This window comes from Siccirubricoccus deserti (assembly GCF_014283215.1).
Classification (GTDB): domain Bacteria; phylum Pseudomonadota; class Alphaproteobacteria; order Acetobacterales; family Acetobacteraceae; genus Siccirubricoccus; species Siccirubricoccus deserti.
On sequence record NZ_JACOMF010000082.1, the window covers coordinates 1 to 10945 of the forward strand.

The 10945-nt window shown below is 62.8% G+C and carries 11 protein-coding genes; 5 read left to right on the plus strand and 6 right to left on the minus strand.

The annotated features are described in order from the left end of the window. Positions 1 to 218 (plus strand): transposase (locus H7965_RS26480; RefSeq protein WP_186773548.1); only part of this gene is annotated, 218 nt, incomplete at its 5' end. Positions 219 to 504: 286 nt separating this feature from the next. On the opposite strand, the gene H7965_RS26485 is transcribed toward H7965_RS26480, so the two are convergent. The 3 genes from H7965_RS26485 to H7965_RS26495 all read right to left on the minus strand — a co-directional run bounded on the left by H7965_RS26485 (position 505) and on the right by H7965_RS26495 (position 3932). After that, entirely contained in the window at positions 505 to 717 is a 213-nt protein-coding gene (locus H7965_RS26485) for a hypothetical protein (protein WP_186773549.1), read from the minus strand. Further along, a complete protein-coding gene (locus tag H7965_RS26490) occupies positions 714 to 2258 on the minus strand; it encodes a hypothetical protein (RefSeq protein ID WP_186773550.1) in 1545 nt (514 codons plus the stop codon). Before H7965_RS26490 ends, H7965_RS26485 begins: the two co-directional genes overlap by 4 nt. Before the next feature lie 975 nt (positions 2259 to 3233). Further along, the gene (locus H7965_RS26495) at positions 3234 to 3932 is read right to left on the minus strand and encodes a recombinase family protein (protein ID WP_186773551.1); all 699 of its coding nucleotides are present in this window, start codon (positions 3930 to 3932) and stop codon (positions 3234 to 3236) included. 1134 nt (positions 3933 to 5066) lie between these two features. On the opposite strand from H7965_RS26495, the gene H7965_RS26500 reads away from it, so the two are divergent. Continuing rightward, the gene (locus H7965_RS26500) at positions 5067 to 5645 is read left to right on the plus strand and encodes a BRO-N domain-containing protein (protein WP_186773552.1); all 579 of its coding nucleotides are present in this window, start codon (positions 5067 to 5069) and stop codon (positions 5643 to 5645) included. Continuing rightward, positions 5642 to 6049, plus strand: a complete 408-nt coding sequence (locus H7965_RS26505) for a hypothetical protein (protein WP_186773553.1) — start codon at positions 5642 to 5644, stop codon at positions 6047 to 6049. The genes H7965_RS26500 and H7965_RS26505 overlap by 4 nt, the downstream gene beginning before the upstream one ends. An 831-nt stretch (positions 6050 to 6880) precedes the next feature. On the opposite strand, the gene H7965_RS26510 is transcribed toward H7965_RS26505, so the two are convergent. Together H7965_RS26510 and H7965_RS26515 are read right to left on the minus strand one after the other, a co-directional pair. Further along, positions 6881 to 7063 (minus strand): hypothetical protein, encoded by a 183-nt coding sequence (locus H7965_RS26510; protein WP_186773554.1) that lies wholly within the window; start codon positions 7061 to 7063, stop codon positions 6881 to 6883. Between the two features lie 315 nt (positions 7064 to 7378). Continuing rightward, the gene (locus tag H7965_RS26515; protein WP_186773555.1) at positions 7379 to 8782 is read right to left on the minus strand and encodes an esterase/lipase family protein; all 1404 of its coding nucleotides are present in this window, start codon (positions 8780 to 8782) and stop codon (positions 7379 to 7381) included. Positions 8783 to 9254: 472 nt separating this feature from the next. Here H7965_RS26515 and H7965_RS26520 point away from each other — a divergent pair, with 472 nt between their 5' ends. Continuing rightward, positions 9255 to 9536 carry an LbetaH domain-containing protein gene (locus H7965_RS26520; protein ID WP_261394396.1) on the plus strand — a complete coding sequence of 94 codons (282 nt, stop codon included), beginning with the start codon at positions 9255 to 9257 and terminating at the stop codon, positions 9534 to 9536. A gap of 73 nt (positions 9537 to 9609) precedes the next feature. On the opposite strand, the gene H7965_RS26525 is transcribed toward H7965_RS26520, so the two are convergent. Next, positions 9610 to 9813, minus strand: coding sequence for a cold-shock protein (locus H7965_RS26525; RefSeq protein ID WP_186773557.1), 204 nt, complete (start codon positions 9811 to 9813; stop codon positions 9610 to 9612). 765 nt (positions 9814 to 10578) lie between these two features. On the opposite strand from H7965_RS26525, the gene H7965_RS26530 reads away from it, so the two are divergent. Beyond that, complete coding sequence (locus H7965_RS26530; RefSeq protein ID WP_186773558.1) at positions 10579 to 10860, plus strand: GNAT family N-acetyltransferase; 282 nt, start codon at positions 10579 to 10581, stop codon at positions 10858 to 10860. Positions 10861 to 10945: the final 85 nt, after the last annotated feature.

The window sequence follows — 10945 nt, forward strand, 5'->3', positions numbered from 1 at the left end:
TTTGCGGTCAGGTGAACCTGGAGATCGTCAAACGATCCGACCTCCACAAGTTCGTCGTGCTGCCGAAGCGGTGGATCGTCGAGCGCACGATCGGTTGGCTCAACCGATGCCGACGGCTGGCCAAGGATTGGGAATGTCTGAACCGCTCTGCACTCGCCTTCCTGCGCTGGGCTTCGGTCCGCATCATGGTCCGAAGGCTATGCCAGACCATCAAATGATCTCGGACGGACTCTGAGACCCAAGACGTGCGAGTTTTGTTCAGCATGCCTGGGTCGTCGGCCACACAGCACTAATCCTTGTCAAAATGCGTATGGAAGTCCTGAGTACCGCCCTGGTCATAGATGCGTGGAAGCGCCCGCCGGACTTGCCGGATTGCCGCACTGCCAAATGCCATCGCTCTCGACCGGGCAAACTTGGCGGCGGACAGCCGTGAACAGGTAGACCTTCGGCTGCGCCGCCTCACCGGTTCCAAATGTATTGCGCGGCTCGACGCCATGAGGCCGCTCAGTCCTCCTCGCGTCGCCACCATTGCGTCGCCAGCGCGGCATCCTCGCTCGCCTGGAACAGCACACGCTGACCAAGCACGATCACAAAATCACCCACACAGTTCTCTGCACACCACTGCCGCACATCGTCAAGCCAGTGCCAGGAGATCGAGACGGAGATGTATTGGCCATCGTTGTGGCGGTCCCATGCGCGCGTCGCCTCGGCCGTCACGGACTCGCCTTCGTGCCGCCATCCTTCCTCGGCCGACCGCGACCACGGTGATCGCCGCTCGCGACCCTCTCCGCCTTTTTCCGCTCCCGGTGTGCGCGCACCCGCTCGGTGTTGTTCCTCCGGCGCTTCGCCTTACGCGCATCGGCGGCATCGCCGACAGCCTTCCTGTGCTTCTTTGGGCGGACAATATCGCCGATGCCAACGTCGACGTATTGTAACTCGACCTCAGCCATCCCGTGCTCTTCGACAAATGCCTTGAGGAACCGTGCCTGATCACCGTCGTAGACATTCCAAAAGCAGGTGCCTCCGAACTCCGGTCGCCGAATAATGCCGCGGAAGACGAATTGCAAAATGGTCTCGAACTCGCGTGACCTGCGTACCTCGTCAGGGTCGATGTGGAACAGTGCCAGCGCCTTCTCCTCCTGTGGGGTCAATTTGGCCGAATATATGATGCTGGCATGCTGGTGGCTGTCGTACTCGTTGCTCCCGGCGACGCCGGGCGTCAGCCGAAGTCCCTTAATCTGCGCTTGGGTCAGCGGCGCCTCAATGAGGCGGTTGGCTGCAAACATATGAGTGTCGGCAGGTGTGTGCGCAGCGATCCACGCCGCCACAGTTTGGATGCACCGCTGTCCGTCCGAATGTTTAGTCCAAAATGAGGTCGAGCCGGCATGCTCGGTGAAATAGCGAATGACAACCCGCCGCGGCGCAACGCTTCTCCGCTCCCCTGGAAGGGAGAACTGGCGGAAGTCTGCCCGCCACCCATCGCCCGGTCGCTCCGACATCAGCCGCCGCGACACCGAATGGGAAAACGCATTTCCGACCAGCAGGACCCGGTCGAAAACTGCAAGCTCGGACACCTCCCAAATTGACCACCACGACCAGTTCTCGCCGGATTCCATCTCGGCCCAATCGGTGAGGTTGACATAAACCCCTGACCGCGACAGCGCCCGTCTGTGAAATGTCGCCAAGCCGTTGACAAGATCATCACCGGCGATCGCCGCTGCGCCGGGTGCATCGGTCCGCACCGCAACCCGGCTCCACGTCGTACTCCCCGTCACGGGTAAGAGTCGGTAATTTGCCTCGAACTGCGCAACCGAGCCGCCGGTCCTCCATGTGTCGCAGGCGACAATATTCGGCACTTCGTCGATCAAAAGCGTCCAGCCGTCGAATGCCGACAGATCGGTGGTCATCAAGGCGGCATGGGTGCACACCACCACCACGTGACCATTATCGCGGTACAAAATGCCCGCTTCTGCCAGAGCGCGCCGCACACTGCGGGTGTGTGTTGCAGTGGAGATGGCGATCACCTCGGCTGAGGATGGGAGACCAGCGGCGGCGAATCTCGTCCGAATTCCGTCCGGTCCTTCTGTCTGTTCGCTGAGCAGCCGTTGCGTTGGCACGGCCAGGAGATAGCGGCCCGGCTCGCCGAGCATCAGACGCTTAAGAAATTCACTTTTTCCGCTGGCCGGCGGGCCTTCGTTGTAGCTGATGGTAATTTTGCTGGGCTGGGAATCCAAACCTTCTTCAACTGTGTTCGTCATGGCTCTCTGATATGCTAGGTGAAAATTGGTAGCGGCACTTCCGACCCCAAAGAGGTTCGGTAATTCAGTCATCCAGCCTTCTATAATAGAAGGTGGGTTACGTATTTATCGCAGCAGCCCTACCGGCTGGCACGGCTCGCTTTACTCGCCGCGCACTGGTCAATTCCAGTCCTCCATCCTTGTACCTGACCAGTATGCCAAACAGCAATTCTCGACTGCATTGACTGCACGAACCGACGCGGTGTGGCGGTAGGCGAGGATCGGAGGTCGAGCGGAGCGAGACCGACGACCGCAAGCCGTCAAGCCGCCACATCGTGTCGAGCGGGGTGGTGCGCGCCTGCGTGCACCGCCCCAATCTCTGATCCCGCCGGATGAAGCACCGAGCAGCGGCTCATTCGCAATTCGGTCAGCGCCAAGGCACCAGCCATTTGGCTGTCATTCTCCCGCGTCCACTCGGCGGCGGGCGCCTCGTGGCCACGTGCCGCCATCGCGTACCGCGGGCAGGACGCCTCCGGCGTCCTCCGCACGGCTGCGCTCGCCGGCTCTCGCGGTGCGAGCAAGAAGGCTGAGACCTAGCCCGTTGGTTTGTGTCGACCAAAAGCCCGGTTGCCCCGAATTCGCCGGCACCGCACTCGACCAGCGGAGAAGAGCAGTTCGTCAGAGGTGCCGTTACCGCATATGCGCGGTTGCCGAGTGATACCTTTGGCGGAAACCACCAGGGCAGGCTGATACGGCTCGGGTCAGCCGAGTTCATGATGGCCTAGGCTACGCCCTCCATTCAGATGGCAGCACGTCGACTGCCAACTTGAGGCTCGTTGGTTCTTTTAGAATCGTGGTGCAGATAGCTTACCCAGGTTGGCGCTTACGTATGACCCTGACGGGCTGATCGTCACCAAGACCTGCCTGCGCCTAGACGCTTGCTGGAGGCTACACTGCTGATCAACGGAACTCGCCGGCGCAGCACAGCAGCGATCTTTAACTGCAACTCGCCGGCGCAGAATTTGGTGCATCGTTGATGCGCAGAAGCACCCGTCTGACCTGTGTCGGCTTCCATGCACCACCGCGTGGCGGCCTTGCGCCCATCTCACCGAGCCTCGCCGCAATGTCCGCCAGTTTCATCCCACCATCTCTCAAGGCCCTAACCGTTGGTCCGATGCGAGCCGCATGTTCGTCGGCGATGCGCGACCTCATCGTATTGCCGAGCAGATGCACACCTTCGACAAATCCGTTGGGGTTGCCCAGCCGCCGCTCGGGAAACCGCGCTTGCCATGCAGCGAGCGCTGCCTTGGTCCTGCTGCTGATGGCACGTGCCTCTTCCTCGGCCACCGCAGCGAGGACATGAATGGTCAAGCGGTTCACCGTGGGCATATCGGCGCAGACGAACTCTACGTCGCTTTCCAGCAGGCCGCTTATGAAATGCACATTGCGTGCAAGCCGGTCGAGCTTGGCCAAACAGAGGACGGAATTGGTGTGTTTGCAAAAGGCAAGCGCTTCCGCAAGCTTCGGCCTATCGTTCTTTCGGCCCGACTCGATTTCCACATACTCGGCGACTGGCAGTGAGCTATCACCCAGGAAGGCGCGAATTGCGGCGCGCTGCCCATCAAGGCCGAGGCCAGAAGCTCCTTGCCGCAAAGTCGACACCCGAAGATACGCGGCATAGCTCCGCCGAAACATAATTTACATTCCGCAAACGTCCGATTGGGGAACGTAAAGCGACTTGCGATGACTGCCAGTCACCACCACGTCATAGGAATGTTGTCGCGAGTACTCTGATCGCTGTGCCTTGGCGAGGGTGCCTCGTTGATGGGGCATCAGGCTCCGGTGGTGCAGGCGAAGGGCAAGCGCAGCCGCGGTCCCTTTGCCGGAGATAAGCCTCCAGTGTTCGCCCTCGCACCCGCCGGCGGCTGACTCCCGGCGCTGAAGCTCGTCCCGTCCAGTCAGGTGTTCGAAATGCGTTTCTGCTCCTCCTCCGGCCGAGGGTGCTGGCCCGGCGTATCTATCCCATTCTCGTCCGGATGAGGCGCCTCGGGTTCGGCCCAGGGGTCGACGGAGTCTTCGACCAGGGATCATCCCCAGCGCACCAGCCTGTTCGCTCCAGCGAGGCTGTGGCGCTCTCCCACTGGGCGCCTCCGCTGCGGTGTCCAGCGGTGCCGCTACGGGAAGTCCCTCCCGATCTGACGATGGGGCGTGCGGCCGGGCGACGGATCGCAGCCCCAGGTTTGGCGCCCATGCGGGCATGAGACTCCCGAACAATGGGCGCCTTGACCCGGCAGAGCTTCGCCGACGTGCACCTCCGGTGCTTTTGTGCGGATGCTCGGGATATCGGCCGACAAAGTTGTGGCCGTGGGTCCGGTCTATGATCCCGTGGGTGAAACCGAATTTCGTCCCCGCGCCAGTCGGTGACCGGCCGGTCCACTGCTACGAGCATGTCCTGCTGCTGAGCAAGAGCCGGCGCTACTGCTTTGACGCGTCGCCACTGCGGGAGAGATCGGCGGGTGGACGCCAGCGAACAACGATGGTGTCTGGTCGCTGAGGATGATCGTCCTCAGCCAGGACCGGTTCGACACGCACATGCCGGAGCCGAATTTTGTTCAGGAGCCGATGCTGGTGGTGATCTGAAGAATGTAGCGCGTCTCAGGTATGATGGAGAAGAACAGTAAAAGATTTTGCAAATGGTTGAAATATGAGGAGAAGAATGGTATTAGATAATCAAGACCAACGATGAAAGTCGTGGTGTAGTAGCGGCGGAAATTAGTCCGCGATGCGCTATTGATTGTGTGGCTGATAAAATTTCAGGAAATACATAAATTGTCTTCTGTAGTGACCCTAGTTTTTGATTCCGTCGATATTCGTGCTTCGGTTCTCGATGGTATGCCGCTGTTCGTTTTTGCGGATGTCCGCTACGCTGTTGGTGCCGCATGCATTTTCGCCGCTGATCTTAATTCAGACGAGCGCGTGGTCATTGAGCTTAATTCCGCTGGCCATTGTCGGCGCGTGGTTGCCGTGAATCTGTTTGGCCTTTCGTCGGTTGTTGCTGCCGGCGACCCGGATGTCGGAAAGGATTTTAAGCGCTGGATTGCAGCCGAGGGTTTGCCGACGCTACTCTCGCCGAGCACAGCGAGGTTGCTGCCGCAAGCGCCGCAGAATGGCCTTTTCAGCACGACGGAAATTGCCGAGACGCTGGATATCTACCCGGCAACGCTTGGCAGATTGACCCGGCATCTCAAAACCAAGCAGCACGGAGAGCGGCACCTCGCTCCGGCCGCCAACAACGACGCCGTGATCGAGCAGTGGTTCTGGAACTCCGCCGGGCGCGCCGCCGTCCTGCGGGAGTTCGGTCGAATCGGTGTTGAGGCCGGCGATTGCAGCATCACGGTGCGCGCATGAGTACCGGTTGGATCGAAGCCTTCGCGGTTCTGAGCACAGTGCACGCTACCGAATTTGAGGCCGCATTCGATGAAGCCGCCGATCCTTGCTGTGCGACAGTTGTACCTTTCCCATTTCTCCGCGTGCGATTGCACGATATCTTCAATGAGATGCTGTTGCTGATGGCCCTGAGGGGCTGGGGGCAGGATTACCGGACTAGGCCGGGCCTCTACAGCTTCCCTGCTGAGTGGGAGGAGGAGGTCCGTGAAATCGTGCAGTTCAATGGTCTTCGGGCGGTTTTCGTTCCTTCGGTGTGCTACCATTTGGAACTCCGCAGTGCGGGGCTGATTGACGACCTGAACGCCGCACTGTTGAAGCGGGCTCCGACGTTCGGGACGACGTACCCCAGGATCACTGTCGGCTAGATATTCACGCCAGGGGTAGCGGCAGTCGGCCCGACTCCACCGCGCCCTCCCGCACAGCGACCTCCAATATCGTGCCCGGCCTTGGCCACATGGTTCACCACGGCGCGCCGGAGGCGGTCGCCGGCGCCACTGAGGCGGTGGCCGCGGCGGCGCGCCTGTCCGCCGTCGGCATCCTGGCTCCGGTCCCGGGCGAGACCACGATGGCCGCCCTTACGGAACCCGCCTGAGGGCCGTAGGCGCCCGCCCGGGGCGGGAGGAGCCTTCGGAGCCGTCACCCATCGCGCCACGCCCTGGGCGGACATCGTGCCAACCGCGGAGCAGGAACCTGAGCATGTCTACCGATGCTACTCCACATGGAGCGCTTCATCCGTCCGCGCTGGGAGAAACCGTTCAAGGCGACCGAGCGCGTGGTGGGCGGCGCCGCCCATTTTACATGATGCGTCCTTGAGCAGGGAAAGCGGACCCGTGACTTGGCGTAATACCGGCATGCGATGCTGCTACAGACGCAGCAGCACCGTGACCCCAGGCTGTGCCCCTGCATCGTCGTCGCAAGCCCGAGAGCGGGAATCATGCCCGCGCCCGGGGAGCGGCGGGTCGGGCGTCTCCGCCTCAATGGTATCGCTGCGCTGCGCTCTCTGGAGCACATGTAGGGGATGGCTGTGACTTAATCCCATTCGCGTTATCGCCGCCTTCATGCCTCCGCAGCACCACAGCATTTGCGTTGGACAAGACCGGGCTCCGGTCAACCTGAAACGTGATCCTCAAGGCGAAAGCGGCCGACCTGATGACGGCCTCGAATGAAAGGGATGCGAAATGCGCCATGCTTCTCGTCTAATTCTGCTGATTATCGCTCCACTCCTGCTGTTCGCTGCCTGCCAGCGTGAAGGCCCTGCCGAACGTACCGGCCGCAGCATAGATCGTGGTGTTGATCGGATGACCCGCTAACTGTCCTGAGCGCTGCGCGTTGCCTGTCGGGTCGACACTACACGGTCGCCACTGAACGGAAAGCAACATGAACAACATCATCTACATCGTTGGTCTCGTGGTTGTCGTAGTCGCTGTCCTGTCCTTCTTCGGACTGCGATGACCGCGGGAGGTGCCACAGGGCGGCAACACCGAGGTGCACCGGTCAAGGTCGGACCGGCGGCTCAGTTGCGCAGCCCGAGCCTATCGCCATCGCGGGCTCGATGGAGTGGTCCAGTGATCCGCCCATGCGCGGCTATGAGCGACGACGTTAGACAGGGGCCGTTCCCAAACGAGCCGGGTGTCGACCTGTGAGCGCCAGTACCGCCGCCGCTCCGCTGGTCCTTGCTGCCGAGCCACTGTCCGTCATCCTTTCCAGTCGAGGCCGAAGATGCAGATGCGGTTCGGGTCCGTGGCGAAGGGCATGGGGTCGCGGTTCACCGTCACCTCGACAAAGGTCGTGGTGAAGGGGTGGAAGAGCGTCACCCCGTGATCGCCGAAGGTCTCCGGCAACGGCAACTCGGCGTCCCACACACCCTCCGGGTCCATGCCGGTGCCGTCCTCGCGGATGCGACTGCTATTGACCCCGTGAAAGCCGACGAGTTCGGACCCTGAGGACGCGATGAGGCGCACCCACAAGTTGTCGGGCACCACCCCGCCCCAGTCCTTGAGGAGCCTGTCGTGGCTGATATGGAAACACCGGAAGCTCGGGTCGGCCCGGTAGAGGTGCACGTCCGCGTCGAAGTCGATGGCGCGGCGGTCGCCGTCGGCGCCTCGGGTGAAGAGTTCGATGTGGAAGTCCCGCACCGGGTCCTGGCGCTCGTCCATCACCCGCACCACGAACTGCTGCCACCTTTCCAGTTTGGCCCTAGCCTCCTTAGTGGCGGCATCCGCCGCCTCCTGCCACTTGTCGAATTCGTCCGGTTCCTCCACGGACAGCGCCCGGAGCACGAGGTCCACCAGCGGGCCGTCCGGCTCGCTCACAATGGTGCCGTGGTTCTTGCCCGCAATCGGCCAGAAGGGCATCGGTAGGGCGCCGATGGCTTCTATGTCGCGGCTGTTCGCGCGATGTGCCTTCACGTCCGCGGACATGGCCGGATCGCGAGCGAGGTTGAGCGTAATCTTGCGGGTGTCCAGGCTGCAACCCGCCCAGCGGACCGTGCCGTCCGATCCCTCCTCGCGGGCGAGATGGCGGATACCCCCGTAGCCTTCGGTGCCACACAGGATGAAGACGTACGGGGACTCTTTGCCGCGAGAGTAGAACGGCTCGTCGCAGAGCAGGTCTTTGTGCGTTAGGTCCCAGGTGAAGCGGCTGCCGAGTTCCAGGCCGTCCAGCACAAGGTCACCTGCCTCAAGGAAGTCGGGGCCGGACTCGCGGTTTCCCTTAAATACGGCGCCGAGGAAGCCACGCCCCTTGTGGGCGAGTGGCGAGCCGTGAGTGGCCGGGGCGAGCGCCACGATGCGCTTCAGGCGGCCGCGGCGCTCCTGATAGGTCGAAAGCCAGGAGCGGATGACGAGCATGCCGGTCGAATGAACGATGGCGTCGAAGGGCTGATGCACATCCTCCAAGCCAGGGCGCTTCCGGAGGGCGCGGTCGAAGCCCTCGGCAATGTCTTTGATCGTCACCTCGTTGGTCAGCGACCGGTAGGAGCAGATGTGGATGTCCTTGTCGGCGTAGCCGTTTTGGAGGAGCACGTTCCGCCAGGGCAGGAAAGACACGCCTTTGTCCGAGTAGCCGTGGATCAGGACGACCGGGTTCTTCTTCGCCATGGGTGCTCCGCCCCTCTCTTGTTCCAACCGGTAGGCTAACTGCCCGCGCATTGGTCGGACAATCCAGCGGCTCCTGCAATCTGATGGTCCGCCAAGATTTTTCCCTTCACCGTCCGAAACCCCATATGGAGGACGCGCGTGGGGACCGGATGCATGCCCGGCGTGCTGGGGATGCCGCACCCCTGCACAGGCGTCGGCGGGCCGCCCGGGCACCTGCCGGTCCCCTAAGGGCACCGCCCTGCACGTCGGACGCGCGCTCTTCCTTGGTTGGATCGTGGAGCGTAGGGCGAAAATCGCCGCCGCGCCGCGAGCAAGAGGAGTAGACGCCGCATGTACCGATCGGTGCCACCCCGCCGGAACCGGCCAGCAGCCGCAGTTCCGGCAGCCTTTGACGATTTCGAGCGAGCGATGGAGGACCGCCCCGAGGTGAGGCTGTTGTGCAGGATCGACCGGCCCGACGCCTGGGTGGTGCATGTCGCCTGCAAGAGCGGGAAGCGTGTTATCCTTGCTGAGGGGCGCGCATCGATCACTCGACCGAGGTCGGGCCGAGATCGGCGCCCATTGCTGGTTCGGTCCTCACGCTGCCGTCGGCGAGGGCCTGACGATTGGCCCCAACTGCCGGGTCGGCGCGCAGGCGGACGTGATGTCGGACGTACCCGCGGGCGCCGAGGTGGTCGGCAGCCCCACTCAGCCCCGGCGAAAGTGCTTCCGGCAGGTGGCATTCCTCAGGCGCATGGGCTGCCGGGCACCGTAACGCGCCGTCCCGCGGGGTGATCATCGACAGCAGTGACCCTGGCGCGCCGGGCGAGGACCCGGCGCGCTATGCCTCAGGCGAGCCTGAGGTTCGCGGCGGCCTCTTTGCCGCGCTCGCGCACGACCTCGAATGAGACCTTCGCCCCGTCGTTGAGGCTTTGCAGCCCAGCAGCCTGGACGGCGGTGATGTGGACGAACACGTCCTTGCCTCCGTCATCGGGCTGGATGAAGCCGAAGCCCTTTTGCATGTTGAACCATTTGACGGTGCCGGTGGCCATGTGACGCTCTCCCTCAAGCGAAGGAATACTGGCCTGTCGGATGGAGCGGTGTAAACCCGAAGGAGCCGGCACCTCGGGTGAGCGTGGTGCGTCCCGCCTATGAAGGTGCCGCCGGTACAACCGAGGCTGCGGCTCGAAGCAGTAGTCCAGCTTACACCTAAACACTCAGCCAACGGAGCGATGAGAATGCGTACAATTGTCACTGCTGTATTGCTCTGCGCCGCTGCTCCAGCCTCGGGCCAGACACCTTCGCCGGCTGCACCAGCCGGCGAAGCCCAGCCGCAGCTACGTTTCCAGCCCGTGACGCGGCCAGTCGACCCGGTGGGTATCGTCTACGCATCACCGGTACCCGGCGGGTGTTTACTGGTGTTTGGCGCGGATCGTTTGCCGAATGGCGCCAATACCTCGCAAGGTGGAGTCTTCGTCCCCGGTCAGGGCTGCCCGCGGGCTGTGGCGCAGAACCGTTGAAAGGTGGGAGATTCGCCGACGCGGTCGCGTCGTCCATGCCCAATGGTGTTCAGCCAAACCTGGGATGACGGCGCTACTCACTCCCGCCTACCAACTGCGGTGTTGACGCCGTGAAGAGGCACCCAGGCCGGTAGGAGCACACCACCTGCGACTGTCCCATCTAATGCAGTTTGGTTCGGCGATGCGTAGAGGGCGCTCGCGTCGAGCACGGGCACCGGCCGCTTACAGGGGCGTTCCTTCCGGCTGAGCGGGTAGCCACAACCGGCGCCCTGCAACCAGATCGTGGAGCGACCACTCATGGTGGAGGTTCGAGACAACCCGGCGATGAGCCGGTTCGAAATGGCGGAGGGCGGCAGCACTGCTTTCGTCGCATACCGGCGAGAAGGCAGCCGGATGGTGCTGACCCACACCGAGGTGCCGGAGGCAATGACCGGACAGGGCGTTGGCTCGAAACTGGTTCGCGGCGTACTCGACCGTCTGCGCCAGGAGGGTGTCACGGTTCTGCCCCGCTGCGAGTTTGTCGCCGCCTACTTCGAGCGCCACCCTGAGTACCGGGACCTTCTGGTCGGCCCTGGCTGAACCGCCAAGCCATGGTGTGGAGCCTGAGCAAGGCGGCGACGAGGAGCCCGAGGGCAGCCATAGGGCGTCGCCCAGCCATGCTCGC

Bases quoted from the DNA above. Each gene is read 5' to 3' on its own strand.
- H7965_RS26490 (WP_186773550.1), bottom strand. From the start codon at position 2,258: ATGACGAACACAGTTGAAGAAGGTTTGGATTCCCAGCCCAGCAAAATT.
- H7965_RS26495 (WP_186773551.1), bottom strand. From the start codon at position 3,932: ATGTTTCGGCGGAGCTATGCCGCGTATCTTCGGGTGTCGACTTTGCGG.
- H7965_RS26505 (WP_186773553.1), top strand. From the start codon at position 5,642: ATGAGTACCGGTTGGATCGAAGCCTTCGCGGTTCTGAGCACAGTGCAC.
- H7965_RS26510 (WP_186773554.1), bottom strand. From the start codon at position 7,063: ATGTTGCTTTCCGTTCAGTGGCGACCGTGTAGTGTCGACCCGACAGGC.
- H7965_RS26515 (WP_186773555.1), bottom strand. From the start codon at position 8,782: ATGGCGAAGAAGAACCCGGTCGTCCTGATCCACGGCTACTCGGACAAA.
- H7965_RS26520 (WP_261394396.1), top strand. From the start codon at position 9,255: ATGTCGCCTGCAAGAGCGGGAAGCGTGTTATCCTTGCTGAGGGGCGCG.
- H7965_RS26525 (WP_186773557.1), bottom strand. From the start codon at position 9,813: ATGGCCACCGGCACCGTCAAATGGTTCAACATGCAAAAGGGCTTCGGC.
- H7965_RS26530 (WP_186773558.1), top strand. From the start codon at position 10,579: ATGGTGGAGGTTCGAGACAACCCGGCGATGAGCCGGTTCGAAATGGCG.